Genomic DNA, 25,275 nt, shown 5'->3' with positions numbered 1-25,275 from the left:
ATTGCGCTAATTCGCTAGTCGTCAGAAAAAAAATCGTGATGCCCTCCGGAAACGGAAGACATCACGACAGTTCTTGATTTAAAGCGATTTGACAGCGGCGATCACGTTCTCGACCGACATGCCGTATTCTTTCATGAGGAGGTCCCCAGGAGCAGAGGCACCGAACTTGTCGATTCCGAGTACTTTACCGCCGAATCCGACGTACTTGTACCAACCGAGCGTCGATCCAGCTTCAAGCGAGACGCGCTTCGTCACAGATGACGGAAGGACCGATTCTTTGTATTCTGCCGATTGCGCTTCGAACAATTCCCACGAAGGCATCGATACAACAGCCGCTTTCACGCCTTCAGAGGCGAGTTGTTCGCGCGCTTCGACGAGTACGTGTACTTCAGAACCCGTACCGAGGAGGAGCACGTCCGCTTCGTTCGAGTCGCCAGCCACGACGTATGCGCCTTTAGCTGCTTGCTCGATTGACGTCCCTTCAAGCTCAGGAAGCGCTTGACGCGTCAAGACGAGAAGTGATGGGCTAGATGTCGTCGTCACAGCCTGTTTCCAAGCCGCGATCGTCTCTTTTCCATCCGCCGGGCGGAGGACCGATACGTTCGGCATCGCGCGGAAGCTCATCAAATGTTCGACCGGTTCGTGCGTCGGACCATCTTCACCGACCGCGATCGAATCGTGCGTCAAGATGAACGTCGATGGAAGACCCATGAGGGCAGCCAAACGGACCGCAGGACGAAGGTAGTCTGAGAACACGAAGAACGTCGCACCGTACGGGACAACTCCGCCGTGAAGCGCCATTCCGTTGACGGCAGCCGCCATCGCGAACTCACGTACCCCGAACCAGATGTTGCGGCCAGCCGGATCTTCGTCGAAGTCAGCCGCGCCTTTGATCATCGAGTTGTTCGAACCGGCGAGGTCAGCCGATCCACCGAAGAGTGTCGGCACTGCCTTCGCGAGTGCGTTCAACACCTCACCGCTCGTCTGGCGTGTCGCTTTCTTCGAACCGATCTCAAACGTCGGCAATTCGCTGTCCCAGCCTTCTGGGAGCTCGTTGTTCATCGCGCGTTCGAATTGGGCGCCAAGCTCTGGGTGAGCCGATTTGTAAGCTTCGACGAGTTCGTTCCAGTCAGACTCATATTTCGCGCCTGGCTCGATGACTTTCTCGTTGAACAAGTCGTACACTTCAGTCGGGACGTAGAAGTTCTCGCCTTCCCACTTATAGAACTGTTTCGTGAGCTCGATTTCCGCTTCACCGAGTGGAGCCCCGTGCGAAGCCGATTTCCCTGATTTGTTCGGTGATCCGAAGCCGATAACCGTCTTCACTTCGATGAGTGTCGGTTTTGACGCTTCGGCTTTCGCCTCATCGATCGCCTTGGCGATCGTGTCGATGTCTGTACCGTCCTCGACACGGATGACTTGCCAACCGTAGGCGTTGAAACGGTCTTCGACACTTTCTGAGAACGACTTGTGAAGGTCACCGTCAAGTGAGATGTCGTTTGAATCATAAAGGACGACGAGCTTGCCAAGTTTCAAGTGACCAGCGAGTGAGGCAGCTTCCGCCGACACGCCTTCCATCAAGTCACCGTCGCCGCAAATCCCGTATGTGAAGTGATCAACCACTTTGAACTCATCACGGTTATACGTTGCTTCAAGATGCTTCTCCGCCATCGCCATTCCGACAGCCATGGCGATCCCTTGTCCGAGCGGTCCAGTCGTCGCGTCGACACCAGCCGTGTGACGGTACTCTGGATGACCTGGCGTCTTCGAGTCCATTTGACGGAACGATTTCAGGTCGTCGAGTGACAAATCGTAACCAGACAAGTGAAGAAGCGAGTACAAGAGCATCGAACCATGACCTGCTGATAACACGAAACGGTCACGGTTGAACCAGTTCGGGTTTTTCGGATTATGACGCATCTTATCTGTCCAAAGCGTGAACGCCATCGGAGCCGCACCCATCGGCATACCCGGGTGACCAGAGTTCGCTTTTTGGACCGCATCGATTGAGAGCGTCCGAATCGAGTTAATCGCTAATAATTCTTTAGTAGTTGTTTCCACTAATTTCATCCTCTCTGTTGTTAAGAAGGTTTCTACCCGTCATATTTTAGCACACTCAATCGTGTGTCACAACTAATTAATTAGTATAACACATTGTTTGAAATCGTTTACTTCCTTTGTCTTCATTTCGGTTCAATCGTCGAACCTTATAGACGTTCGCGTATAACAAACATGCACATCCTATGCGAAATAGGATGTGCATTCAAGGTCATTCCGAGCGTTGACGATCTTGCTCTTCTTTCAGTTTTTGCGGTGTCACGTCGTTGCCATCCGGATCGACGACTTTCATACCCATCATTTGGGATTTGAACGATTGACGGAACGCTTTCAAATATTGTTGACGTAAAGCTTGTTGTTCATCCATCTCTTGCTGCGAGAGACCGTCTGTCTTCGCTTTGTTGGCGAGGAAATTGATTCGCTCCAATTGTTCAGGTGCTAACATCGGGCTCGCCCCCTCTCTACTGAATTTGTTCTTCTACTGTACAAAATCAGCGCTGAGGAATCAAGTTTTCGATACCGCCACGTGTTCGAGATAACGGCGGTTGACCGTCGCTTTCGAGACTTCATATCCGAAGCCGCGTAACGTCGCCGCGATTTCCGCAAACGTCAACCCACGTTCACGGAGTTGGACGATCTCTTCGATCGGGACCTCGATCCGGCTCCGGCCGCCTTGATCATGATGCTGAATGTTTCGTTGCGGGTTGAACCCGTTCGCCACAGCCCGCCGCATCCCGCGAGATATTTTCGCGTTATGAATCTTCCGTTGGTACTCTTCGACGACACTGACGATCTCGAGCACCATTTTCTCCGCGTCAGAGACGACATACTCATCAGACGATTGCATCGTCAACAGCCGGACGTCGTGCTTCATGAGCGTGTGCAAAATGGCGATTTTCGCGTTCCCTCGTCCGAGCCGGCTGTCATCTGTCACGAGGACGGCGTCCAGGTTCGAGGCGGAGACATGCTCGAGTAAATCGAGAAGACCCGTCCGATTGACCTCATATCCGCTCTCTTGTTCGGTGATCGTGTCGATGACGTCGGCCTCGAGGCGTTTCGCCATCCTCGTCAACTCCTCGACTTGACGACCGAGCGAAGTCTCTTGCGCCGCTTTGTTCGTCGACACGCGACAATAAATGACGACTCGCATCCCGTCACTCCCTTTCTATCCATTCCTTTTTACGATACACAGGAACGGGGGCGTTCCGCAATCAGAAACCATTACTCGGAGGCGAACCACGTCGTCTTACGCTCATCTTTTTCAGCCCGTTCGGCGATGATGCGCGCTTCGAGCGTTTCCGCTTCTGTCCGTGCTACTTCCGCCTCGATGCTTCGGGTATCTTCGACAACCGGTGCCGCTACCTCGACGTGTCTCATTTCTCCGACCATAAAAAATGCGAACATACCGAGTACTAACAATCCGACTAAGATGATTCCATTCAACGTATCTTTCATTATAATCCGCCTCCAGTTTATGAGAATGCACGTTCCTGAGAACGTTTGTTCGTTTATCTGTTCTCATCATAAAACAGGAACTTCTGTTCGGTCAAGAAAAAAACGAACGAATGTTTGTACGCTCATGTGTTCTATGTTAAACTTAGACCATAAAGAATAGGATGCGTTCGCAAGTTATTCGACATAATCGAGGTGAGATCTATGAAAAAAATGTCAGCAAGACAACAACAGATTCTTGATTTTATAAAAGACGAAGTGCGCTCGAAAGGATATCCACCTTCTGTCCGAGAAATCGGTGAGGCGGTCGGTTTGGCTTCAAGCTCGACCGTACACGGTCACTTAGATCGCTTAGAGAAGCGCGGATTGATCCGTCGCGACAAGACGAAGCCTCGCGCAATCGAGATCTTAAGTGAGGATGCCGTCGTCACGAACGACCACGAAGCGGTCACGTACGTACCGGTCATCGGGAAAGTAACGGCCGGGACGCCGATCACGGCGATCGAGAACGTGGAAGAGCACTTCCCCCTCCCATCGCATATCGTCGGTGCCGACAACGTCTACATGCTCTCCGTTTCTGGAGACTCAATGGTGAACGCCGGCATTCTCGACGGAGACCGGGTCCTCGTGAGACAGCAGAACACGGCCGACAATGGAGAGATTGTCGTCGCGATGACCGACGAAGGCGAAGCGACGGTCAAGCGGATCTACAAAGAGGCCTCAAAAGTTAGGCTCCAACCGGAGAATGATGAACTTGAGGCGATGTATTTCGACAACGTTTCGATCTTAGGGAAAGTCATCGGTGTATACCGGACGATTCACTAATGGCGAGCGGTAAGACCCATACGCGTACGAACTTCGTGGCAATCGGTGCTCTTGCGGTTGCCACGCCTTTTATTGACCTCGATGTCCCGCTCGCGCTTTTGCTCGGCGCCATCGTCGGGACGCTCTGGCTCTCCCCGGACCTCGACTTGAAGTCAGACGCCTACTTCCGCTGGGGGCCGCTCCGCGGATTTTGGCTACCTTACGTGAAGCTGATGCCGCACCGGTCGCTCTTCTCGCACTTGCCGGTATTGAGTGATTTGATTCGAATCATTTACCTCGGCTTTCCGATCGTCATCTTGCTCACGTTCACACCGTATGAAGCCGCCACAATCGCTTGGCTCGACGCGAACGGCTTGCCGTTCTTCCTCGGCCTCACGTTCGCGACGACGCTTCATACAGCCCTCGATTACACATCGACATTTTTCAAACGTGCGTTCTAATCAGGACGTCTCCACTCGGGGACGTCCTTTTAGACGCGCAAAAAAGCGCCCGTGCTTTCCGAAGAAGGCACGAGCGCTTTTTTCGTTGGATTAGTAGAGCGTCATGTACTGATCGCGCTCCCACTCCGTCACTTGCATACGGAACATGTCCCACTCGATCTCTTTCAATTCGAGGAAGTGTTCGCCGATATGCTCACCGAGTGAGTCCATGACGACTTTATCGGCACGGAGCACTTCGAGTGCATCGAAGAGCGTCGCTGGAAGGTCGTCGATACCGTTCGCGACACGTTCTGGCTTGTCCATGACGTAAATGTTGCTGTCGATTGGTTTTGGTGCAACTAAATCTTTTTCGATCCCGTCGAGGCCTGAAGCCAAGAGTGACGAGAGGGCGAGGTATGGGTTCGCCGCCGGGTCGACCGAACGTACTTCGATACGCGTCGAGAGGCCACGGGCCGCCGGGACACGAACGAGTGGTGAACGGTTGCGTGCGCTCCATGCGACGTAGCAAGGTGCCTCATAACCTGGTACGAGACGCTTGTATGAGTTGACCGTAGGGTTACAGATGGCCGTAAACGCACGAGCGTGCTCGAGGATTCCCGCCGTGAAAGCACGGGCCGTGTCTGACAATTCCATTTCGCCATTCGGGTCGTAGAAGACGTTCGTGTCGCCTTTGAAGAGCGACATGTTGGCGTGCATCCCTGAACCGTTGACGCCGAAGAGTGGTTTCGGCATGAACGTCGCGTGAAGACCATACTTCGCCGCAATCGTCTTGACGACGAGCTTGAACGTTTGGATGTTATCGGCTGTCGTGACCGCATCCGCATATTTGAAGTCGATCTCGTGTTGCCCTGGTGCGACTTCGTGGTGCGATGCTTCGATTTCAAAGCCCATGTTCTCAAGCTCGATGACGATCTCTTTACGGCAGTTCTCGCCGAGGTCGACCGGCGCCAAGTCGAAGTAGCCACCTTGGTCGTTCAATTCGAGTGTCGGTTGACCGTTCAAATCCTTTTTGAAGAGGAAGAACTCAGGCTCTGGTCCGACGTTGAACGCTGTGAAGCCAAGCTTTTGCATGTGCTCAAGGTTGCGTTTGAGCGTACCGCGCGGGTCTCCGCTAAACGGTGTGCCGTCTGGGTTATAAATATCACAAATCAAGCGAGCGACTTTTCCGCTGCCATCTGTCCACGGGAAGACAACCCACGTGTTAAGGTCTGGATAAAGGTACATGTCTGACTCCTCGATGCGGACGAATCCTTCGATTGAAGAACCGTCGAACATCATCTTGTTGTCGAGTGCTTTGTCCAATTGGCTGATCGGCACCTCGACGTTTTTGATCGTTCCGAGGATGTCTGTGAATTGAAGACGAATGAAGCGTACGTCCTCTTCTTGTGCGATCCGTTTGATGTCTTCTTTCGTGAACGTTTTTCTGGCCATGGTGAAATGTCCCCTCTCACATTGTGTAATGGTTAATGTACTGGCGTCATCGATAAAAACGTGACAACTCACCTTGGATGAGTGACGTCTTATTGAAACGTCCAGCTTCTTGAAGCTGTGTTTTCAACAATTTGTGCAATTCTTTTTCCGAAATCTTCGGAGTCTCACTGACCGGTTCCTTTGAAGCGGTTGAGTCCGTTTCTGTAGTCCCCTCATTATCCAACATGTGGCGAATCGCCGCCAAGTTGAATCCTTGGTCGATGAAGTCCTTGATTGCGAGTAGACGTTCGACATCATTAAAGGAATAAAGTCGTCGTTTCGATTCCGTCCGACTAGGCGAAATCAGACCCTGTTCTTCGTAATACCGAATCTGCCTACCAGTCAGTTGCGTCAAGTCTTGGACGATTCCAATCGGAAACAACGGGTTGGAGCGACGAAATTGATCGGCCATCCCTTATCCCTCCTTTGCTGTCTTACACTGTGAGAATAATACATGACACTTTTCCTGTCAATAGATGTTAAGAAAGTTAACATGACATTTTGGTTACAACGTCGTTGTGATGTTTTGTGGGTCAAACTTAACGAGCCCTTTCGTACGTAATTGGCTCAAGGCCAGCATTAACGCGACCTTGACGTGCGCATACGTCAAGCCGCCTTGAACGTACGCCGTGTACGGTGCGCGGAGCGGACCGTCGGCTGATAGCTCGATGGACGAACCTTGGATGAACGTCCCGGCCGCCATGATGACGTCGTCCTCATACCCAGGCATGTAGGCCGGAACCGGAAGCGCATGGGCGTTGACCGGTGACGCCATTTGGATGCTCTGGCAAAACGCGATCATCTTGTCGCGGTCGCGGAACGTCACCGACTGAATCAGATCGGTGCGTCGCTCCGTATAATGCGGATCGGTCTCAAAGCCGAGAAGTGACAATAGGCTCGCCGTCAAATGGGCCCCTTTCAACGCTTGGGCGACCGTGTGCGGCGCCATATAGAAGCCTTGGTACATCTCTTGGAGCGAATAGAGCGATGGTCCGGCCTCGCTGCCGATGCCCGGCGTCGTCATCCGGAACGAGCAACGTTCAATCAGTTCCTTCGTGCCGGCGATATAGCCGCCCGTCTTGGCAAGCCCACCGCCTGGGTTTTTAATGAGCGAACCGGCCATGAGGTCGGCACCGACGTGGGTTGGCTCATTCGTCTCGACGAATTCACCGTAGCAGTTGTCGACGAAGACGAATACGTGCGGATGGGCCGCTTTGATCGCCGCGATCGCCTTCCCAATCTCCTGCACCGGGATGCTGCGCCGATTGGCGTATCCTTTCGAGCGCTGAATCCCGATGAGTTTCGTCTCAGGACGGACCCGTTTCAAGACCGCTTCGACATCGATGCGGTCGTCTTTCAACTCGACCGTGTCATAGCCGACACCAAGTTCTCTCAATGAACCGCGGCCGTCGCCACGGATACCGACGATCTCTTCGAGCGTATCGTACGGTTTACCCGTGACATACAAGAGCTCATCACCCGGCAACAACACGCCGAACAAGGCGATGCCGATGGCGTGCGTTCCAGAGATGATTTGGGGACGACAAAGGGCGAGCTCGGCCCCGAACACGTCCGCATAAATCGACTCGAGCGTGTCACGCCCGATGTCGTCATAGCCATAACCGGTCGTCGGATTGAAATGGAAGTCCGATACTTTATGCTTTTTGAACGATTCGAGGACACGGTACTGGTTAAACTCTGCCGTTTCCTCGATCGCTTCGAAATAAGGTCGCACCCGTTGTTCCGCTTGCTTCACGAACGGGGCGAGTTCATCATAATGATCAATCTTTTCTTGCCACATCATTCACACCTCAAATTGTTTCAGCGTCGAATATAGACGCGTGTCTTCTCTCATATACCCGACGAGTTCGACCGAACCGTCATCAAGGAAGTTCTCCTCGAGCCGATACATCGAATCTTTGGCCGGATGGTAATGCTCGAACGAGCTGACCGGTAAAATGACGTGTACTTTCGTCAACACGTCACAGATTTTGTCTTCGATCGCACCGATGAGCGTCTCGATATCCGTAGCGTCGAGCGCCGAGATGACGAGTGGTCCACCGACGAAGTCGGCCGTCAAGCGGTCTTTCTTATTGTACACTTCGAGCTGCGGCAACTCGCTCGCGCCGAGCTCCGACAGAACCGAGTTGGTCGTATCGATTTGATTCATGTAGTGCGGGTTCGACGCGTCGATGACATGAAGCACGAGGTCGGCCCCGACGACTTCTTCGAGTGTCGAGCGGAAGGCAGCGACGAGTTTCGTCGGCAAGTCACGGATGAACCCGACCGTATCCGTAATTAACACTTTCCCGCCGCGCGGCAACTCAAGCTCGCGCGTGAGCGGGTCGAGCGTCGCGAACAGTTCGTCCTGCTCGTACGTATCGGCATCCGTCAGACGGTTGAAGATCGTCGATTTTCCGGCGTTCGTGTAACCGACGAGTGCGACTTGAAACACCCGGTTCTCTTTCCGGCGCTCGCGGTAACGGTCACGGTGCGCGACGGTCCCTTCGAGCTGTTTCTTGATCTCGTCGATGCGGCGTTTGATGTGACGGCGGTCGCTTTCCAGTTTCGTCTCACCCGGTCCACGCGTCCCGATCCCGCCTCCGAGCCGCGACAATTGTGTGCCCTGCCCAATCAAGCGTGGCAACAGGTAGTTCATCTGCGCGAGCTCGACTTGGAGCTTCCCTTCTTTCGATTGGGCGCGTCCTGCGAAAATGTCGAGGATGAGCTGTGTCCGGTCAATCAATTTCATCTCGTCCGGATCGTTCAATGAGATGCGAATATTCTTCGATTGGGCCGGTGACAGCTCGGCGTTGAAGATGACGATGTCTGGTGCGAACTGTTCGATGAGCATGGCGAGCTCCTCGACCTTCCCCTTTCCGATGAACGTGCGGCGATCGATTTGTTGCCGCTTTTGATCGAGCCGGGCGACGACCTCACCTCTTGCTGTGTCGACTAATTCGACGAGTTCCCCCATCGATTGTTCATATGTCCAATCATCGACTGTCGGTAATTGACAGCCGACGATGATCACTTTCTCTCGTTCCATACATATCCCTCATTCCTAATAAGTCTCATTCCCCATCTTACCACGAATCGAGGAATGGAGAACGTCCGTTTGTGGTACGATATGAGGAGAAGGAGGGACGTCCATGACGAAACGAAGAAAAGAGTACGCGCTCCCCGAGTATATCGAGACGTATTTATACCATCTTGGTGCGAGCGGCCGCCAGCCCTCGACGCTGAAACGCTATCGCTACGACTTGATCGATGTGCATAAATACTTTCATGACCATAACGTCGAACTCGTCACGCCAGAGGAATGGCTCGCCGTCCCGCTCGAATCATGGAAGACGTTCGTCAACGATTTTTTAATTGAAGAGAAACAGTACCAACAGGCGACGGTCGCCCGCATCGTCACGGTAATCAACAGCTTGACGACATTTTTGAACCCGCTTCGTAAAAAGATGCTTCACTACGCGCAACCGGCGCATACGCTCACCGTCGATCAAATCGCGCTAGAGGCCGAATTCGATACACTCATCCTGACGATCCGCTCGACGCGCGGCCTTAGCGAGAATCAGCTGCAGGCGCATCCGTATCTCGTCAACCGGAATGAGCTGATTGTGACGCTCTTCTATAAATACGGGCTCCGCGTCCACCACATCATCCGATTGCGAATGAATGATTTGCATCTCGCGAGCCATGAATTCGACGTCTACGACCGGCTCGGCAACAAATTCACTTTGAAACTCAGCCAAGCGGACCAGTCGCTTCTCATGAACTACCTCGCCGACATCCCGACACCGGTGCGCCCGCGCTGGTACTCGGACGACCCCGTCTTCGTCTCGTTCGATTTCGCAAGAATGACGTTCCGCTGGGTGTATGCGAAGAACCAGCCGAAGCAGCTGACGATCGTCATGATCACGAAGATGATGCGCCAGTTGAACGAACGGAGCGGTCTCGCCCGCTCGGTCACACCGTCGATGCTGCGGAACGCCCATGTCTTGAAGACGTATGCTTTAGACATGACCCCGATTGAACGTATGAACGTCACGTGTATGCATAAAGAGTCTTCGCTTCGCCGTTATGAACAGGCGTATACCGAGTTCGGTGAGATGCTCTATGCCTCAAAAACGATTCTCTAACGAGCCGGCATGAACACATGTCGGTTTGTTGACTGATGATGTGAAGGAGGAGAAAGCCATGTTGTTCCAAAAGATTCAAGCCGCATTGTTCAGTCTGTTCATCATCCCGTTCGTCTTACCGCTCGTACTCCCGGACGCATTCGAATTACCGTACTGGCAAAGCGTCCTCGTCTATGCCTTGTTCGCCGTCCCTGTCGTGTTTCTGTACGGGACGACGATGTCGCTATTGTCGGGGTACCTCAGTGAAAAGACGCCATTCCGCTCAAAACGGATGACGTCTTTCCTCTATCACTTGATCGGCGGCTGGTTGTTCGTGATCCCATACGGCCTGTTGTTCGACCTATCGATTTTTGAGACGGGACTGTTCAACTTCGCGTCCTTACTCGGTGTACTGAGCGCGACCGTCTTTTTCATCATCGATCAACTGCTCGGTCATTATTTCAAAACCTCATAATCAACCGGTCCATTCCGCTCGCAACAGCCCGTAGACGACATGGTCGACGTAGCGGTCGTATAGCCATTCGGCGTCGCGGAGCACGCCTTCTTGTTTGAAGCCCAACCGTTCCGGTAACGCTCGGCTCTTGCTGTTCCCGGTCGCGACACGAATCTCGATTTTGTTGAGCCCGAGGTCGCGGAATCCATACTCGATGAGCGTCTCGAGCGCTTGACTCATGATGCCCTTGCCTTGAAAGTCTTGACCGAGCCAATAGCCGATCGTTCCGCACTTGATGCCTCGGTCGATGTCGTTGAACCCGATCGTCCCGGCGAGCTTGCCTTGATACATAATCGCGAACGATTTTGGATAGCCGCCAGTCTCCATCAATCCTTTGATTCGCCCTTCGATATTTCGTTTCGAGTCGTCGACCGTCTCGATATAATCGAGCCAACCGAGCCACTCGCGAAGGTACGGCTTCGAGGCCATCGTCAATTCGAATAACGCTTCCGCGTCATCGATGGTGAACATGCGTAGTTGAAGCTGGTCCTTGATGTCATAGCGTAACATAGCGTCCTCTCCATCCTCTTCCAGTTATTGTGTCCTTCGTTGTTATAACGTAACAGCTCAAATCTTTACATTTATTTTTCAAACGTCATCGATAACGTTCCTAATGATACAGAAAAAAATACAACATCACTTAGGAAGAAATGGTGGAGGCAACACGTTGTTCATTTCTTCTTTCAATTGCAAATAGAATGTCTGAACTTCCGTTTTATTAGTATAAAAACGATGTTCTCGAGGTTTTCCGGTTTGAAACTTAAATATCCAACAGTAAAGTGTTAGTGTTTCTTTTATGACTTGCATCTTAAAAATTGGTTCTACAGGAATGAAAATGAAGTTATTTATTTCATCTTTTAACATCATATATATGTTGCTTAAAATTTCCTCTATGTTGCTTAAAATTTCCTCAAATTCAGACTTCATTAGAAGTTCACCATAAAAATGAAACACACCCTTACCGTCGATTCCTATTCCTAATGTAGAGGAAATGAATGGATCTTCGTGTTTTTCAGAATATTTTCTAGGGAAAAGTTCGAAAAATAAGCTTTCATTTTCAATAATCGCCATACGATCAACCCCCTTCACTTATGTTTTCTGTTTAATTGCGTTTAGCAGCTCTTTTTTTGACGTTCCTGCGAAATTTTGCACCCGAATAAATCGTCGGTCTATCGTGAAAAGAGGCGTTCTGTTTCTTCCGATAGTCGAGAAGTTGCAGCTGGAACGTCAGGCGTTTCGGACCGATGTCATAATTGAAAGCAAACACGTGCATCATCCCGTCATACAAGAATAAATCTTCAAATCTCATTGGAAATCACTTCTCCCGCAAGTTTATACTGAAACGCACCGTACCCATCCCCTTGCGTCAAATCGCCTCCGATGAACAATGAGACGGTTTCTGTCGCGGTCGGGATGAGGAATCGAATGCCTTTCCACTCTTCAGATTGGTTTACTAATGAGACAAGCTGATGCAAGGAATGTTCTGAAAGTTGTGATATCTCACCTCTCACCTTATATGTCTTCGACCACATCCATTTCCCGATGCGTTCCATCGAATGGTCGCATCCCGTCCGCTTCGCCCAGATTTCAAAACCGGACAAAAATTCATTCTTTGATGAAACGATATGAAATGATTGAGCACCAAGCGTGTCCAACAAATAAGTAATAAATGATGTAGGTTCTTTCAACTTCGGTAAATAAAACTCCCTCCATTGGCTGTCCCACAAATTGTCCCACGAAAAATCATAGAGTGATTCCATTTGTGCAGAGAATGAATCTGGATAATGAAATGTCTGACTGTGTGCTAATAAAAAATCGAGGAAGGAAGCATCGTGTCCGGCTAGCTCGATGGACACAACTTTTTCTGTATATAATTTGCGATGATACGAATTATACAAAAAGACTAGTTTTTCATTCGAATAAATGCCAATCGGTAACGTCAAATCAATCCATCGAAGCTGAAGTAATTCTTGCTTCGTCATATGTAAGTTCAGCTCTGAATAATCTGTCACACGATAAGAATTATTCAGCAGACAATCAGACCAAATCGTTTTGATTTGAAACAAATCAATCGTCTGGAACGTCTGCACGTTTAAATGCTGAACATTCACTTCATCAAAGTTCACCGTACATTCCCCTTTCGCTCAATGAATTATAAATGGATGATGAAAATATCTTATACTGATAAAAACTGCTGAAACGGAGTGAAGAATCATGGCCAACCTCTCAACTGAAGAGAGAAACGAGTTAACCGCTATTCTCGAAGCACGTTTTCACACCCACCTCGAGCGACACCCCGATGTCGTCTGGTCAGACGTGGTGACGAAGCTTGAGACGAATTCGGACAAGCTCCTCACACTCTCTGAAATGGAACGGACCGGCGGCGAACCGGATGTGATTCGACTTCCAAACGGTGACCTCGCCTTTTGTGACTGCTCACCGGAAAGCCCGAGCGGACGCCGTAGTCTTTGTTACGATGAGCAGGCGCTAGCGGGCCGGAAGAAGAACAAGCCGGATGGGAGTGCCATCGCCTTGGCTGAACAGATGGGGCTCGAGCTACTTGACGAAGCGACGTATCGCCATTTGCAGACGCTCGGTACGTTCGACTCAAAGACGTCGAGTTGGATTGTAACGCCAGAGACGATTCGTCAAAAAGGCGGCGCCTTGTTCTGCGACCGCCGCTATGACCACACCTTTGTTTATCACAACGGTGCCGATTCGTATTACGCGGCCCGTGGATTTCGTGGGATGTTCAAGATTTGAGCAAGGCCAAGTGCCTTGCTCTTTTACTTGAAGAGCCACTGAAAGACGACCGGAATGTATCTGATAAAGAAGAGGCTTACGAAAAAGAGCGAGGGTACTTTTAGCAACCACATATACCAGGCATTGTCTTTACGCATCCAGAACAAAAAGAGGGCGTGAAGCAGTGCATTCTGTGTGACGTTTGAACCATGGAGCATTTGGCTAAAGAAAGCTTCCCATCCAGGGAATGAATCGATCCCAAACGATGCCGTGAAATCCGGCGACGTATCATATTTAATGCGTACGTACCACGCCATCGCATAAACTGATACGAATATCGATGCCCAAATCGTCATCCATAAAAATAAGAAAAATTCTTTCCACGACTCCACGTCGATGATACAAATGACGAGTGAACTACTCGCCACTTATTCGCTTCGCAAATTGAAGTGGGAGCTTCTTGGGAAGACCGCACTTTTACTAGCCACGGTTGTTTACCAAGCTCGTCGGGCAAGTCCCTGCCCTGAAGGTTTTTTCAGTCAGCCAACATCAACAGGTTGATGCTCGCGTTGATGTCGCGGTCATGATGAACGCCACAAGCACACGTCCATTCACGCACGTCCATCGTCTTCTTCTGGCCTTTCTCGCCGCAGGAAGAGCAGATTTGCGTCGATGCGTACCATTGGTCGGCCTTGATGAGCGTCCGTCCGTAGAACTTACACTTGTATTCTAGCTGTCGGACGAACTCGTACCAACTGACGTCGGCGATCGATTTGGCGACCTTGTGGTTCTTCATCATGTTCTTCGATTTCAATGTCTCCACGACGATGACTTGGTTCTCGTCAACGGTTCGTTTTGACAACTTATGAAGGAAGTCTTTACGTTGGTTTGCGATTTTCTCGTGCTTCTTGGCGAGGATCAGCTTGGCTTTTTCTCGGTTCTTGCTTCCGATCTTCTTACGTGACAGAGCGCGCTGCGCCTTCTTGACCTTCTCTTCTGACTTGTGAAGAAAGCGAGGATTATCAATCTTATTTGAAAGCATCTCGTCATTCGTCATGATGGCGAAGTGCTCTAACCCGAGGTCGATACCTACTTTGTTTTTAGCGGGAATCCATTGTTCGTCATCCTGATTGACAAGGATGGAGATGAAGAACTTGCCTGTCTTCGTCATCGAGACCGTCACGGACTTGATGATCCCCTCGAAAGGACGATGTTGTTTGAACTTCACGAAGCCGATCTTAGGGAGTTTCACCTTCCCGTCCTCGATCCGGACGCTCCCGTTCTGATTGTTGGTCGTGTAGGAGGCGCGGTCGCCGTGCTTCGATTTGAACTTCGGGAACCCGACAGACTTGTCGCGGAAGAAGTTGGCATATGCCTTGTTCAAGTCCATCTGGGCGTTCGCCAGAGACAAGCTATCGACCTCTTTCAAGAAAGGGAATTCGGGCTTATACTTCGCCGGGGTCGGGAGCTTCTGCTTCGCGTCAGGGTTCAGCCTCGACTCTTCATACAGTCGGATCCGTTCCTCGAGCATCTTGTTGTAGACGAAACGGACGCAACCGAACGTCTTCATGAAGTATTCTTGTTGTGGCTTCGTCGGGTATAGTCGAAACTTGTACGCCTTCAGCAAAGTGATCACTCCTTTCCTTGTTTTTCGATGTATTGCCTGATGACGTCGATCGTCGCACCGCCGGTCGTCACGAGGCAGTAGCTCCGAGACCAGAACATTTCTTTCCACAGTCGTCTCTTGACGTGTGGAAAGTCCCGTTTGATCAGTCGGCTGCTCGCGCTCTTGTAGGCGTTCAGAAACTTCGACATCGCTGTGTTCGGGTGAGCCTTGAACAACACATGGATATGGTCACCGTCATGATTCCATTCGGTCAGTGTGATATGGTATGACGCGCCGATCCGTTCGAACGTCTGTCTCGCGAACCCCGAGACGTCGTCAATCACCTTGCGTCTATATTTGACCACCAAGACGAGGTGGTAATTCAGAAGAAAGACTGAATGTTCATTTGTATCCATTTTCATTGTTAGTTCAGTCCTTTTGATTGGTTACATCCATTATACCAAGCACATACAATCTTGCTAACATAGGCGATTCATCTCCCACCTACGATGGGCTTCGCCCCGAGACACTTAGAGGAGGGAGAATTCTCGCCTACTATTGTTGAAATATGATCAATCATCCTTACATTTCTCCAGACTTTTATATTCCAATTCGGTATTTGAAATAAAATACTTTTTCAATTATTTCTTTTCAAATTTTAGAGTCTCTCTTCTTAAACGTCTACCAATTTTTTCAAAACGAAACGTTTTACCTTGTTCAAAACGCTTATCGCCCACTCCTCGATCGGTCGGGCTGCACGATTGATTGATAAATCGAGAACAATCATACATCTGTTTCAACACAAAAAAACTGCAGACGATTCGTCTGCAGCCTCAAGCTTATGCGTGGAGCGTGACGTTCAATTCTTCAGCGACCGCTTTAAAGGCAGCGAGTGCGCGTTCGAGGTCGTCACGTGTATGTTCCGCCGTCACGATCGTCCGGATACGCGCCTTGCCTTTCTCGACCGTCGGGAAGGCGATGCTCTGTGCGAACACGCCGTGGTCTTTCAGCTTGTCCGAGAACGTATGTGCGAGCGTCTCTTCACCGAGCATGACCGGCGTGATCGGTGTCGTCGCGTGTCCGATGTCGAAACCGAGGTCACGGAGACCCGTCTTGAAGAACTCCGTGTTCGCCCAAAGCTTGTCGAACAGGTCTTCCTCTTCCTTCATGACGCGAATCGCTTCCTGGTTCGCGGCGACGACCGCTGGCGGGTGCGACGTCGAGAAAAGGAACGGGCGTCCTTTTTGGATCAAGAAGTCGCGGACGTCGTTCGAGCAGGCGACGTAACCGCCGAGAACACCGATCGCTTTCGATAACGTCCCGACTTGGAGCGCGACCCGTCCGTCGAGTCCGAAGTGGTTGACCGTCCCGCGGCCGTTCTGACCGAGGACGCCCGAGGCGTGCGCGTCGTCGACCATGACCGCCGCGTCATACTTCTCGGCAAGTTCGACGATCTCTGGGAGCGGCGCGATATTGCCGTCCATCGAGAAGACACCGTCCGTGACGATGAGGCGCGTCCGGTAGTCTTGTGTCTCTTTCAACGCTGCCTCTAAGTCTTCAAGGTCGACGTGTTTATAGATGCGACGTGCCGCTTTCGTCAAACGGATACCGTCGATAATCGAGGCGTGGTTGAGCGCGTCGCTGATGACGACGTCTTCTGGCCCGAGGAGCGCCGACAAGACGCCAAGGTTCGTCGCGAACCCAGACTGGAACACGAGCGCCGCTTCCGTATGTTTGAACTCGGCGAGCTCGCGCTCGAACGCTTCGTGCATCTCGAACGTACCGGCGATTGTCCGGACCGAACCGGTGCCGGCGCCGAACTGTTCGACCGCTTCAATCGCCGCTCGTTTCAAACGCGGATGGTTGGCGAGACCGAGATAGTTGTTGGACGACAGTTGCACGAGCGACTTGCCGTTGATCGTGACCTCGTTCCCTTGCGCCGACTCGAGCGGCACGAGCGAACGGAACGTACCCGCTTGCTTCATTTCATTGACTGCTTCTGTAATATGTTCAAATGCCATATTGTTTCCCCCTCTTATGGTATTAAGACGACCTTTCCACACTTCCCGGCCCGCATGAGCTCGAAACCTTGCTCGAACTCCTCGAGCTTGAACACGTGGGTGATGATCGGTTCGACGTTCAGTTGCCCGGTCGCGAGCATCGTCGACACTTGGCTCCACGTCTCATACATTTTACGTCCGGTAATCCCTTGGACCCGGACCCCTTTGAAGACGACGTCACGTGTCAAGTCGAGCGCGACCGGTTTCGCCGGAAGCGACAACACGTTGACGTCTCCTCCTGCCGTGACCATCTTGAACGCTTGGTCAATCGCGAGCGGATGACCACTCATCTCACAGACGACATCGATCCCGTCCATGTCTGTCTCGTTCATGATCAACTCGAGCGGATTCTGCTCCATGCTGTTGATGACGACGTCCGCCCCCATGTCTTCGGCGAGCTTCAACCGATATGGGTTAACATCGATCGCATAGACGCGGCTCGCACCGGCCGCCTTGGCGACACCGACGGCCATGAGCCCGATCGGTCCGCAACCGACGATAGCGACAGATTTTGCTGACACATCGCTCGCGAGCACCGTATGGACGGCGTTGCCGAGCGGTTCCTGAATCGAGGCGAGCTTCGCCGGCATCGCCACGGGATTGACCCACAAGTTCTCTTCTGGCATGACGACGTACTCGGCGAAGCAGCCTTGGGTGTCGACGCCGATAATCTTCGTGTTTTTACAGATGTGATACTGCCCTCTTAAACACTGTTTGCACTGGTGACAGACGATATGTGTCTCGGCCGAAACGGCTTGGCCGATCTTGATGCGCTTCGCCCCTTCCCCGAGCGCCACGACTTCCCCCGAGAACTCGTGACCGAACACATACGGCGGCTTGACCCGGCTCTTCGCCCAATCGTCCCATTCATAAATGTGAACGTCGGTCCCACAAATCGATGTCGCCGTCACTTTGATTAACACTTCACCCGGACCCGGTGTCGGAATCGGTACCTCGACCAATTTTGCCCCGAATCCGGCCGTATGCTTTTGAATCGCTTTCATAACAGGTGTCGTTGTTTCCTTCTCTGTCGTTGACACGAGCTGTTCCATCGAAAACGTCCCCCTCTTGTCTCTTAATCGAACTTCACGTTCTCTTTCATCTTGTCATAAAATGACGAAACTGAGAAGACAGAACGTCGGATTTCAACCAAAAAAAGAGAAGCCATCCGCGCCGATGGCTTCTCTTTACAAGAATAGGACCTATGTCCCGACCGCAAGCTCATCTCGGTTCGATGATGAGCTTGATCGCAGTTCGTTCTTCCCCGTCGATTAAAATATCCGTGAACGCCGGGATACAAATCAAGTCGAGACCGCTTGGCGCGACGAAACCGCGCGCGATGGCGACTGCTTTGATCGATTGGTTGAGCGCCCCAGCGCCGATTGCTTGAATCTCACACGTGCCTTTTTCACGAAGTACGCCAGCGAGTGCACCCGCAACGGAGTTGGGATTCGATTTTGCCGAAACTTTGAGTACGTCCATTCTTGTTTCCCCCTCGGGTAGGTTGTTCAATCAAACCAGACGGTCTGATCATCTAGGTGTATGCGTTCGATTTTTGTGGCTCGTTTCGATTGGTCATCGATTGTGATTAAAACTCCATTAAGTTGTTCCCGTCCCTCGGCAACTTCAAACCGCACCGGGAGCTGTGTCAGGAATTTTTTCAACACGACGTCCGCGTCCATGCCGAGCACGCCGTCAAGCGGCCCTGTCATCCCGACATCCGTAATGTATGCCGTCCCCTTCGCGAGCACGCGTTCATCGGCCGTTTGGACGTGTGTATGTGTCCCGACGACCGCTTGGGCGCGACCATCCAAATAATAGCCCATCGCGATCTTCTCGCTCGTCGCCTCGGCGTGCATATCGACGAAGATGGCATCGACGTCGTCTTTGACCGTGTCGATCAGCTCATCGACTTTTCGAAACGGACAGCTGAGCGAAGGAAGGAAGACCGTGCCCATCACGTTAATGACGGCAAGCTTCTTCCCGCGCTGCTTCAGTACCATCATCCCGACGCCAGGTGTACCATCCGGATAGTTGGCCGGACGGACGATACGGTCGGCGTCGTCGATCCAGTCGAAGATGTCACGGTTGTCCCACGTATGGTTGCCCATCGTCACCCCGTGAAAACCAAGCTCGAGGAACTGTTGGTAAATCTTTTTTGTGATCCCACGCCCGTTTGCCGCGTTCTCACCATTGACGAGCATGAACGTCGGATTATATTTGTCTTTCAGGCGACCGATTTGCGCGGCCAAAATTTCACGTCCCGGTTGTCCGACGACGTCACCGATGAATAAGACTTTCATTTGAGTTTCCTCCTTGTAAATAGAAAAAGCGGAGAAGGTCTCCGCTTTTTACTTCGCATAATCGACGGACCGCGTTTCGCGGATGACCGTCACTTTAATTTGTCCCGGGTAATCGAGTTCATCTTCAATCCGTTTACAGATGTCACGTGCCATCTTACTCGCTACAACGTCATCGACGACGTCGGGGCGAACGATGATACGGACTTCGCGTCCTGCTTGGATGGCATATGATTTCTCGACGCCGTCAAACGATTCACAAATCGATTCGAGGCGCTCTAAGCGACGAATGTAGCTTTCAAGCGTCTCTTGACGGGCGCCAGGGCGCGCCGCTGACAAGGCGTCAGCCGCTGCGACGAGCACTGCGATCGTCGATGTCGCTTCGACGTCCCCGTGGTGGGAAGCGATCGAGTTGATGACGACCGGATGTTCTTTGTATTTCGTAGCAAGTTCGACACCGATCTCGACGTGACTGCCCTCGACCTCGTGGTCGATCGCCTTCCCGATATCGTGCAGAAGACCCGCTCGTTTCGCGAGCGTCACGTCTTCTCCGAGCTCCGCGGCCATCATGCCGGCGAGGTGCGCGACTTCGACCGAATGGGCAAGTACGTTCTGACCGTAACTCGTCCGGTAGCGCATGCGACCGAGCGTCTTGACGAGGTCTGGATGAACCCCGTGGATGCCCGCTTCAAACGTCGCTTCTTCCCCGTATTCACGGATGCGTTCGTCGACTTCACGGCGCGACTTCTCGACCATCTCTTCGATTCGGGCCGGATGGATCCGTCCGTCTTGAACGAGTTTTTCGAGCGTCATTTTGGCGATTTCACGACGGACCGGGTCAAACCCTGATAAGATGACCGCTTCCGGTGTGTCATCGATGATGAGGTCGATGCCGGTGAGCGTCTCGAGCGTCCGGATGTTACGTCCTTCACGCCCGATGATGCGTCCTTTCATCTCGTCGCTCGGCAAGTTGACGACGGATACCGTCGTTTCCGCCACGTGTTCCGCGGCGTACCGTTGCATCGTGAGCGACAACAAGTGCTTCGCTTTTTTATCAGCTTCTAATTTTGCTTTTTGCTCGATTTCTTTTTGAAGGAGAGCAGCATCGTGAAGCGCTTCCTGCTTCGCTTCGTCCATGATGATGGTCCGTGCTTCTTCTTTCGACAAGGCTGCGACGCGTACTAGTTCTTGGCGCGCTTCCTCGTACAACTCCTCCACTTTGCTCTCGAGCGTCTCAGCTTCCCGCTTACGTTTCGCAAGTGTCGTTTCCCGTTCGTCGAGTGAATCCTCTTTCCGTTCGAGCATGTCTGCTTTGCGGTCGAGGACCTCTTCTTTTTGAACGAGGCGGTTCTCTTTCACCTTTTGCTCTTCGCGACGTTCGCGCAGTTCTTGTTCCGTCTCATTGCGAAGTTGAATCATCTCTTCTTTTACTTCAAGCCGTGCTTCTTTTTGCATCGCTTCCGATTGTTGTCTCGCTTGCTCTACAATCTTGGTCGCTTCCGTCTCAGCACCTTGAATCTTCGCTTCGGCGATCGATTTACGCACAAAAAAACCTGCAACAAAAGCTATCGGCAAAAGGAGGATCAGAATAAGCTCTAATAGCCATTCCATCATGTTCACCTCCCTTTCGCAAGGTTATTTTATTTTTTCATGAATGAATACGCGAGCGAGCCCGCGTATAGCTTTATTGTACTTATTTACATAGGAGAATGCAATGCACGGACAGGATAGAACTACCAATTCATAAAAAAATTATACTAAAAAAATCTCACTCGGAAAAACCGAGTGAGTGAACGTACTTATTCGTCATCGAGCAATGACAACACATCGTCGTCATCTGCAGCGACTGTGACTGTCTTCTCGCCGTTCAATCCGTAGTGGTCGCGAATCTGTTCTTCGACAGCCGCGGCGACGTGCGGATTCTCTTTCATGAACTGTTTCGCGTTCTCACGACCTTGCCCGAGACGCTCCTCGTTATACGAGTACCAAGCACCGCTCTTCTGAACGATATCGAGGTCGGCTCCGATGTCAATAAGTTCCCCTTCACGTGAGATCCCTTCACCGTACATGATGTCGACTTCCGCTGTTTTGAACGGTGGCGCGATTTTGTTTTTGACGACTTTAATCTTCGTCCGGTTCCCGACCATGTCTTGCCCTTGCTTGAGCGTTTCGGCACGACGGACTTCAAGACGGACCGACGAATAGAACTTGAGGGCACGTCCACCTGGTGTCGTTTCCGGGTTCCCGAACATGATCCCAATCTTCTCACGGATCTGGTTGATGAAGATGACGATCGTCTTCGATTTATTCGTCGCACCTGACAGTTTACGGAGCGCTTGGCTCATGAGACGGGCTTGAAGACCGACGTGCGAGTCTCCCATTTCCCCTTCGATCTCGGCTTTCGGAACGAGTGCCGCAACCGAGTCGACGACGAGGATGTCAACCGCGCCAGAGCGGACGAGCGCTTCCGCGATTTCGAGCGCCTGCTCCCCCGTATCCGGTTGAGACAAGAGAAGCTCGTCGATGTTGACGCCAAGGTTTTTCGCGTATTTCGGGTCGAGAGCGTGCTCGGCGTCGACGAATGCTGCCTGACCGCCACGTTTTTGTACTTCGGCGATCGCGTGGAGCGCCACCGTCGTCTTACCTGAAGATTCTGGTCCGTATACTTCGATGACACGTCCGCGCGGGTAACCACCGGCACCGAGGGCGATGTCGAGGGCGATTGACCCTGACGGAGTAACGGATACTTGCTGATCTGTATTTTCACCAAGGCGCATGATTGAGCCTTTACCGAATTGTTTCTCGATCTGGCGCAATGCCATGTCTAACGCTTGTTTACGATCACTCATAGATAAATGAGCCTCCTTTGATTGATACTATCATTATAAGCGAACGGGACACGATACACAAGTTTTTTACGAACGTTTATTCGCCTTTTTTCAGTCGCTGTAGAAGTGCCCACATGCCGTCCTTCGCGGCCCGGTCTTGAATGACGTGCCGCTCTTGATGCGGGTAGACACGCTCGAGCACTTCGATCCCGTTCTTCGATTTCACACCGATGAATACCGTCCCGACCGCTTGGCCTGAACTTGAGACAGGGCCTGCCTCTCCGGTGAAGGCCAGTCCGTAGTCGGTGTCGGTCAGACGGATGAGTCCTTGAATCATTTCAGAAGCTACTTCTTTTGAGACGACCGTGTGTGACTCAATTGTAGCAAGAGACACCCCTAAACACCTATTTTTTAGCTCGTCGGAATACGTGACGACGCCACCCCGAAACACGTTCGAGGCACCCGGGACGGCGGTGAGCATCGATTGGACTCGTCCGCCCGTCAGCGACTCGGCGACGGACAACGTGGACTGCCGTCGGTCGAGTTCGCGAAGCAACGCGGCTGCCACCGTATCCTCATCCGATCCAAAATAATAGGTGCCGACACGGTTTAGGAGCTCCCGTTTGACGTCGGCGATCATCCGTCTCGCCTCGACTTCCGTCTCGGCGCGCGCGCTCACCCTAAGCCTCGCCTCCCCGGCCTCGGCGTACGGTGCGACGGTCGGATTAGAGCCGTTCGTCAAATCTGATACGGCCGCATCGAGCGCCGACTCCCCGATCTCATAAAAACGTAACGACTCGGAGACGAGCGTCGCCCCTGAGAATTTGTGAGGGAACGTCGCGGCGACGATCGCTTCCATCTCGCGCGGCACACCCGGAAGAAGAAGCCACGTCGTCCCATCCTCCTCGAGCCACATGCCAGGGGCGAGACCGACCGGGTTTGAGAGCACTTCCGAACCTTCGACGACATCCGCTTGACGCGCATCGCCTTCGTTCATCTCCCTTCCCCGTGAGGCGACGAACCGTTCGATCGTATGTAACGCGTCACGGTCCCGGACGAGCGGACGGTCGAGAAGTTCGGCGAGCACCGTCTTCGTGATATCATCGTTCGTCGGGCCGAGCCCCCCGGTTACGATGACGAGGTCACTCCGTCGTCTCGCCGTGGCGAACGTCTCCTCGAGTCGCGATGGATTATCTCCGACGACTATATGATACATGACCGGCAACCCGTATTTCGACAATTGAAGTGACAAGTAACGGGCGTTCGTGTTCGTGATTTCGCCTAACAGAAGTTCAGAACCTACCGCAATGATTTCGGTCCGTTGCACTTGATTTCCTCCTCACGATTCAAAAAAAGACGAGTTGTGTCACAACTCGTCTCCTCGATTCACATCGATTTTACAATGATCTTATAATTTTGTGCAAAATACTCGGCGCCCGAGTAGATCGTCAACACAAGAGCGAGCCACATCGCCCACTCTCCGAACGGAATCCCGACATAGCTGAAAATTGGATTGCCGAACAGCAAGAAGATGATGGCGAACAATTGGACCCACGTCTTTGCTTTTCCGGATTTGCCGGCCGCGACGACGATGCCTTCATCGGCTGCGACGAGTCGAAGCCCGGTCACGGCGAATTCGCGTGACAAGATGACGACGACGACCCAGGCCGCGACAAGATTCATCTCGACGAGCAAGACGAGCGCCGCCGTGACGAGCAGTTTATCCGCGAGCGGATCCATGAACTTCCCAAAGTTCGTCACTAAGTTGTGCTTTCTGGCCAAATGACCATCGAGCCAATCGGTGATCGCGGCGATCGTGAAGACGATCGCGGCTAAAAATTGATGGAGCGGCACTTCCGCTCCGAGGAAAGCGATGTCTCCCCACTCAAAGTCTACAGCGAGCAAGACGACGAACACGGGAATGAGAATGACCCGGAGCATCGTCAAGCGGTTAGGTAGGTTCATCGAGAACTCCTCCTCTTGAGGAGAGTCGGCTTATTCAGCGTCGACTCTCTTTACAAAAATATTTTGTGTGACCGGTGAATCGGCAAGTTCGAGTTCGCGCCCGTTGACGACGATCTTCTCAACGCCGCCGATCAACCCGATGCGGATGCGGAGCGTATCGGTCTCTGCATCTTCGATGACGATCGGGTTTTGTTTCGATTGGTTAGGATATTCCGGTGCGAGAAACGGTCCTTCGAGCGATGTATCCCGGACACCGACGTACGTCGCCGGAGAATCCTTCACGTGAATCTCGGTCGTGAGCTTGTCAGCTGTCGCGATCTCATACACGAGATCGGCACCGTTCGTTTCCGTGACCGCGATCGGTCCGGTCTCTTCTTGTGGTTCTTCCTCGACCGGTTCTTCTTCAACCGGTTCTTCTTCGACGGGTTCTTCTTCTGGGACATCTTCGTTCTGATTGATCGTCACGCCAGAACTTGGCGGCTCGACTGGCGAAGCGTCTTGTTCTCCGAAGTTGAGGTTCTTCACGACATACCAGACGGCCGTCATGAGCAAGAAGGCGACGAGGACGAGCATGACTTTCGGTACCCACCTCGACACGCGACTCGACGTCTCAGACGCTTTCGAATACGTCTGTTTCCGTGACAACTGCACGGTCGGTTGCGGCTCGATCTTCGGCAAATCTTTCGCGTACGTCTCATACAGCTCGTCGACGTCTAGGCCGAGCGACTCGGCGTACGTCTTGATGAACGCCCGTGCGTAGAACGAACCAGGGAGATTTTTATAATCACCTTCCTCGATCGCGATGATATAGCGCTTTTGAATCTTCGTCGTTTGCTGGATTTGGTCGAGCGTCAGACCGCTCGCCTCACGCCTTTGTTTCAAAAAAGT

At 52.2% G+C, this 25,275-nt stretch carries 29 protein-coding genes; 5 read left to right on the top strand and 24 right to left on the bottom strand.

Translation table 11 applies throughout. The features are described from left to right. Window positions 1-78 precede the first annotated feature (78 nt). From tkt to P398_RS0109300, 4 genes are all read right to left on the bottom strand, one after another. On the bottom strand, window positions 79-2,070 hold the full coding sequence (gene tkt, locus P398_RS0109315) for a transketolase (RefSeq protein ID WP_029334885.1): 1,992 nt from the start codon (window positions 2,068-2,070) through the stop codon (window positions 79-81). A 199-nt stretch (window positions 2,071-2,269) separates the two neighbouring features. Then, window positions 2,270-2,503: a DUF896 domain-containing protein gene (locus P398_RS0109310; RefSeq protein ID WP_024372456.1), complete on the bottom strand. Its 234-nt coding sequence runs from the start codon at window positions 2,501-2,503 to the stop codon at window positions 2,270-2,272. Window positions 2,504-2,563: 60 nt separating this feature from the next. Further along, window positions 2,564-3,208 carry a YneB family resolvase-like protein gene (locus P398_RS0109305; protein WP_024372455.1) on the bottom strand — a complete coding sequence of 215 codons (645 nt, stop codon included), beginning with the start codon at window positions 3,206-3,208 and terminating at the stop codon, window positions 2,564-2,566. A gap of 71 nt (window positions 3,209-3,279) precedes the next feature. Further along, entirely contained in the window at window positions 3,280-3,513 is a 234-nt protein-coding gene (locus P398_RS0109300) for a hypothetical protein (RefSeq protein ID WP_029334884.1), read from the bottom strand. 201 nt (window positions 3,514-3,714) lie between these two features. On the opposite strand from P398_RS0109300, the gene lexA reads away from it, so the two are divergent. Then, entirely contained in the window at window positions 3,715-4,335 is a 621-nt protein-coding gene (lexA, locus tag P398_RS0109295; protein WP_024372453.1) for a transcriptional repressor LexA, read from the top strand. Next, window positions 4,335-4,775: a metal-binding protein gene (locus tag P398_RS0109290; protein WP_029334883.1), complete on the top strand. Its 441-nt coding sequence runs from the start codon at window positions 4,335-4,337 to the stop codon at window positions 4,773-4,775. Before lexA ends, P398_RS0109290 begins: the two co-directional genes overlap by 1 nt. Window positions 4,776-4,865: 90 nt before the next feature. Here the strand turns inward: P398_RS0109290 and glnA are convergent, their stop codons facing one another. The 4 genes from glnA to hflX form a co-directional block, all read right to left on the bottom strand. Continuing rightward, window positions 4,866-6,206, bottom strand: a complete 1,341-nt coding sequence (glnA, locus tag P398_RS0109285) for a type I glutamate--ammonia ligase (RefSeq protein ID WP_024372536.1) — start codon at window positions 6,204-6,206, stop codon at window positions 4,866-4,868. Window positions 6,207-6,252: 46 nt separating this feature from the next. Further along, window positions 6,253-6,657, bottom strand: coding sequence for a MerR family transcriptional regulator (locus P398_RS0109280; protein ID WP_024372535.1), 405 nt, complete (start codon window positions 6,655-6,657; stop codon window positions 6,253-6,255). Between the two features lie 93 nt (window positions 6,658-6,750). After that, a complete protein-coding gene (locus P398_RS0109275) occupies window positions 6,751-8,049 on the bottom strand; it encodes a methionine gamma-lyase family protein (protein WP_407637222.1) in 1,299 nt (432 codons plus the stop codon). Further along, window positions 8,050-9,294, bottom strand: coding sequence for a GTPase HflX (hflX, locus tag P398_RS0109270; protein WP_029334881.1), 1,245 nt, complete (start codon window positions 9,292-9,294; stop codon window positions 8,050-8,052). A gap of 103 nt (window positions 9,295-9,397) precedes the next feature. On the opposite strand from hflX, the gene P398_RS0109265 reads away from it, so the two are divergent. After that, window positions 9,398-10,393 carry a tyrosine-type recombinase/integrase gene (locus P398_RS0109265; protein WP_029334880.1) on the top strand — a complete coding sequence of 332 codons (996 nt, stop codon included), beginning with the start codon at window positions 9,398-9,400 and terminating at the stop codon, window positions 10,391-10,393. Window positions 10,394-10,451: 58 nt separating this feature from the next. Beyond that, entirely contained in the window at window positions 10,452-10,847 is a 396-nt protein-coding gene (locus P398_RS0109260) for a hypothetical protein (protein ID WP_029334879.1), read from the top strand. Here P398_RS0109260 and P398_RS0109255 read toward each other — a convergent pair whose 3' ends face one another. The 4 genes from P398_RS0109255 to P398_RS0109240 form a co-directional block, all read right to left on the bottom strand. After that, on the bottom strand, window positions 10,848-11,396 hold the full coding sequence (locus tag P398_RS0109255; RefSeq protein ID WP_029334878.1) for a GNAT family N-acetyltransferase: 549 nt from the start codon (window positions 11,394-11,396) through the stop codon (window positions 10,848-10,850). It lies immediately after the preceding gene. 126 nt (window positions 11,397-11,522) lie between these two features. Continuing rightward, on the bottom strand, window positions 11,523-11,957 hold the full coding sequence (locus P398_RS0109250; protein WP_029334877.1) for a hypothetical protein: 435 nt from the start codon (window positions 11,955-11,957) through the stop codon (window positions 11,523-11,525). Between the two features lie 31 nt (window positions 11,958-11,988). Further along, window positions 11,989-12,195 carry a hypothetical protein gene (locus P398_RS16955; protein WP_029334876.1) on the bottom strand — a complete coding sequence of 69 codons (207 nt, stop codon included), beginning with the start codon at window positions 12,193-12,195 and terminating at the stop codon, window positions 11,989-11,991. Next, entirely contained in the window at window positions 12,185-13,012 is an 828-nt protein-coding gene (locus P398_RS0109240; RefSeq protein ID WP_029334875.1) for a hypothetical protein, read from the bottom strand. The genes P398_RS16955 and P398_RS0109240 overlap by 11 nt, the downstream gene beginning before the upstream one ends. An 88-nt stretch (window positions 13,013-13,100) precedes the next feature. On the opposite strand from P398_RS0109240, the gene P398_RS0109235 reads away from it, so the two are divergent. Then, the gene (locus P398_RS0109235) at window positions 13,101-13,649 is read left to right on the top strand and encodes a DUF4256 domain-containing protein (protein ID WP_029334874.1); all 549 of its coding nucleotides are present in this window, start codon (window positions 13,101-13,103) and stop codon (window positions 13,647-13,649) included. Between the two features lie 23 nt (window positions 13,650-13,672). Here the strand turns inward: P398_RS0109235 and P398_RS17035 are convergent, their stop codons facing one another. The 12 genes from P398_RS17035 to P398_RS0109175 all read right to left on the bottom strand — a co-directional run bounded on the left by P398_RS17035 (window position 13,673) and on the right by P398_RS0109175 (window position 25,269). Beyond that, on the bottom strand, window positions 13,673-13,984 hold the full coding sequence (locus P398_RS17035; protein ID WP_152548630.1) for a hypothetical protein: 312 nt from the start codon (window positions 13,982-13,984) through the stop codon (window positions 13,673-13,675). A 179-nt stretch (window positions 13,985-14,163) separates the two neighbouring features. Then, the gene (gene tnpB / locus P398_RS0109225; RefSeq protein ID WP_029334872.1) at window positions 14,164-15,255 is read right to left on the bottom strand and encodes an IS200/IS605 family element RNA-guided endonuclease TnpB; all 1,092 of its coding nucleotides are present in this window, start codon (window positions 15,253-15,255) and stop codon (window positions 14,164-14,166) included. Window positions 15,256-15,260: 5 nt separating this feature from the next. Continuing rightward, the gene (tnpA, locus tag P398_RS0109220) at window positions 15,261-15,656 is read right to left on the bottom strand and encodes an IS200/IS605 family transposase (RefSeq protein ID WP_029334871.1); all 396 of its coding nucleotides are present in this window, start codon (window positions 15,654-15,656) and stop codon (window positions 15,261-15,263) included. A gap of 417 nt (window positions 15,657-16,073) precedes the next feature. Continuing rightward, window positions 16,074-17,255 carry a glycine C-acetyltransferase gene (locus tag P398_RS0109215; protein WP_029334870.1) on the bottom strand — a complete coding sequence of 394 codons (1,182 nt, stop codon included), beginning with the start codon at window positions 17,253-17,255 and terminating at the stop codon, window positions 16,074-16,076. 14 nt (window positions 17,256-17,269) lie between these two features. Beyond that, complete coding sequence (gene tdh / locus P398_RS0109210; protein ID WP_029334869.1) at window positions 17,270-18,346, bottom strand: L-threonine 3-dehydrogenase; 1,077 nt, start codon at window positions 18,344-18,346, stop codon at window positions 17,270-17,272. A gap of 169 nt (window positions 18,347-18,515) precedes the next feature. After that, window positions 18,516-18,776 carry a stage V sporulation protein S gene (locus tag P398_RS0109205; protein ID WP_024371608.1) on the bottom strand — a complete coding sequence of 87 codons (261 nt, stop codon included), beginning with the start codon at window positions 18,774-18,776 and terminating at the stop codon, window positions 18,516-18,518. 26 nt (window positions 18,777-18,802) lie between these two features. Beyond that, window positions 18,803-19,597, bottom strand: coding sequence for a TIGR00282 family metallophosphoesterase (locus P398_RS0109200; RefSeq protein ID WP_029334868.1), 795 nt, complete (start codon window positions 19,595-19,597; stop codon window positions 18,803-18,805). Between the two features lie 48 nt (window positions 19,598-19,645). Beyond that, the gene (rny, locus tag P398_RS0109195; RefSeq protein WP_024371606.1) at window positions 19,646-21,208 is read right to left on the bottom strand and encodes a ribonuclease Y; all 1,563 of its coding nucleotides are present in this window, start codon (window positions 21,206-21,208) and stop codon (window positions 19,646-19,648) included. Window positions 21,209-21,393: 185 nt separating this feature from the next. Next, complete coding sequence (recA, locus tag P398_RS0109190) at window positions 21,394-22,443, bottom strand: recombinase RecA (protein WP_024371605.1); 1,050 nt, start codon at window positions 22,441-22,443, stop codon at window positions 21,394-21,396. Between the two features lie 76 nt (window positions 22,444-22,519). Next, complete coding sequence (locus P398_RS0109185) at window positions 22,520-23,749, bottom strand: competence/damage-inducible protein A (protein ID WP_029334867.1); 1,230 nt, start codon at window positions 23,747-23,749, stop codon at window positions 22,520-22,522. Window positions 23,750-23,808: 59 nt separating this feature from the next. Continuing rightward, window positions 23,809-24,387: a CDP-diacylglycerol--glycerol-3-phosphate 3-phosphatidyltransferase gene (gene pgsA, locus P398_RS0109180; RefSeq protein ID WP_024371603.1), complete on the bottom strand. Its 579-nt coding sequence runs from the start codon at window positions 24,385-24,387 to the stop codon at window positions 23,809-23,811. A 30-nt stretch (window positions 24,388-24,417) separates the two neighbouring features. Then, a complete protein-coding gene (locus P398_RS0109175) occupies window positions 24,418-25,269 on the bottom strand; it encodes a helix-turn-helix domain-containing protein (RefSeq protein WP_231557596.1) in 852 nt (283 codons plus the stop codon). Window positions 25,270-25,275: the final 6 nt, after the last annotated feature.

The organism is Exiguobacterium aurantiacum DSM 6208, from assembly GCF_000702585.1.
Taxonomy (GTDB): domain Bacteria; phylum Bacillota; class Bacilli; order Exiguobacteriales; family Exiguobacteriaceae; genus Exiguobacterium; species Exiguobacterium aurantiacum.
The sequence above is the reverse complement of the archived record's forward strand: the minus strand, read 5'-3'. Positions and strand labels throughout refer to the sequence as shown.

What these genes read in the sequence shown, in the direction of transcription:
- tkt (WP_029334885.1), bottom strand. Translation starts at nt 2,070, where the DNA reads ATGAAATTAGTGGAAACAACTACTAAAGAATTATTAGCGATTAACTCG.
- P398_RS0109310 (WP_024372456.1), bottom strand. Translation starts at nt 2,503, where the DNA reads ATGTTAGCACCTGAACAATTGGAGCGAATCAATTTCCTCGCCAACAAA.
- P398_RS0109305 (WP_024372455.1), bottom strand. Translation starts at nt 3,208, where the DNA reads ATGCGAGTCGTCATTTATTGTCGCGTGTCGACGAACAAAGCGGCGCAA.
- P398_RS0109300 (WP_029334884.1), bottom strand. Translation starts at nt 3,513, where the DNA reads ATGAAAGATACGTTGAATGGAATCATCTTAGTCGGATTGTTAGTACTC.
- lexA (WP_024372453.1), top strand. Translation starts at nt 3,715, where the DNA reads ATGAAAAAAATGTCAGCAAGACAACAACAGATTCTTGATTTTATAAAA.
- P398_RS0109290 (WP_029334883.1), top strand. Translation starts at nt 4,335, where the DNA reads ATGGCGAGCGGTAAGACCCATACGCGTACGAACTTCGTGGCAATCGGT.
- glnA (WP_024372536.1), bottom strand. Translation starts at nt 6,206, where the DNA reads ATGGCCAGAAAAACGTTCACGAAAGAAGACATCAAACGGATCGCACAA.
- P398_RS0109280 (WP_024372535.1), bottom strand. Translation starts at nt 6,657, where the DNA reads ATGGCCGATCAATTTCGTCGCTCCAACCCGTTGTTTCCGATTGGAATC.
- P398_RS0109275 (WP_407637222.1), bottom strand. Translation starts at nt 8,049, where the DNA reads ATGATGTGGCAAGAAAAGATTGATCATTATGATGAACTCGCCCCGTTC.
- hflX (WP_029334881.1), bottom strand. Translation starts at nt 9,294, where the DNA reads ATGGAACGAGAGAAAGTGATCATCGTCGGCTGTCAATTACCGACAGTC.
- P398_RS0109265 (WP_029334880.1), top strand. Translation starts at nt 9,398, where the DNA reads ATGACGAAACGAAGAAAAGAGTACGCGCTCCCCGAGTATATCGAGACG.
- P398_RS0109260 (WP_029334879.1), top strand. Translation starts at nt 10,452, where the DNA reads ATGTTGTTCCAAAAGATTCAAGCCGCATTGTTCAGTCTGTTCATCATC.
- P398_RS0109255 (WP_029334878.1), bottom strand. Translation starts at nt 11,396, where the DNA reads ATGTTACGCTATGACATCAAGGACCAGCTTCAACTACGCATGTTCACC.
- P398_RS0109250 (WP_029334877.1), bottom strand. Translation starts at nt 11,957, where the DNA reads ATGGCGATTATTGAAAATGAAAGCTTATTTTTCGAACTTTTCCCTAGA.
- P398_RS16955 (WP_029334876.1), bottom strand. Translation starts at nt 12,195, where the DNA reads ATGAGATTTGAAGATTTATTCTTGTATGACGGGATGATGCACGTGTTT.
- P398_RS0109235 (WP_029334874.1), top strand. Translation starts at nt 13,101, where the DNA reads ATGGCCAACCTCTCAACTGAAGAGAGAAACGAGTTAACCGCTATTCTC.
- P398_RS17035 (WP_152548630.1), bottom strand. Translation starts at nt 13,984, where the DNA reads ATGACGATTTGGGCATCGATATTCGTATCAGTTTATGCGATGGCGTGG.
- tnpA (WP_029334871.1), bottom strand. Translation starts at nt 15,656, where the DNA reads ATGAAAATGGATACAAATGAACATTCAGTCTTTCTTCTGAATTACCAC.
- P398_RS0109215 (WP_029334870.1), bottom strand. Translation starts at nt 17,255, where the DNA reads ATGGCATTTGAACATATTACAGAAGCAGTCAATGAAATGAAGCAAGCG.
- tdh (WP_029334869.1), bottom strand. Translation starts at nt 18,346, where the DNA reads ATGGAACAGCTCGTGTCAACGACAGAGAAGGAAACAACGACACCTGTT.
- P398_RS0109205 (WP_024371608.1), bottom strand. Translation starts at nt 18,776, where the DNA reads ATGGACGTACTCAAAGTTTCGGCAAAATCGAATCCCAACTCCGTTGCG.
- P398_RS0109200 (WP_029334868.1), bottom strand. Translation starts at nt 19,597, where the DNA reads ATGAAAGTCTTATTCATCGGTGACGTCGTCGGACAACCGGGACGTGAA.
- rny (WP_024371606.1), bottom strand. Translation starts at nt 21,208, where the DNA reads ATGATGGAATGGCTATTAGAGCTTATTCTGATCCTCCTTTTGCCGATA.
- recA (WP_024371605.1), bottom strand. Translation starts at nt 22,443, where the DNA reads ATGAGTGATCGTAAACAAGCGTTAGACATGGCATTGCGCCAGATCGAG.
- pgsA (WP_024371603.1), bottom strand. Translation starts at nt 24,387, where the DNA reads ATGAACCTACCTAACCGCTTGACGATGCTCCGGGTCATTCTCATTCCC.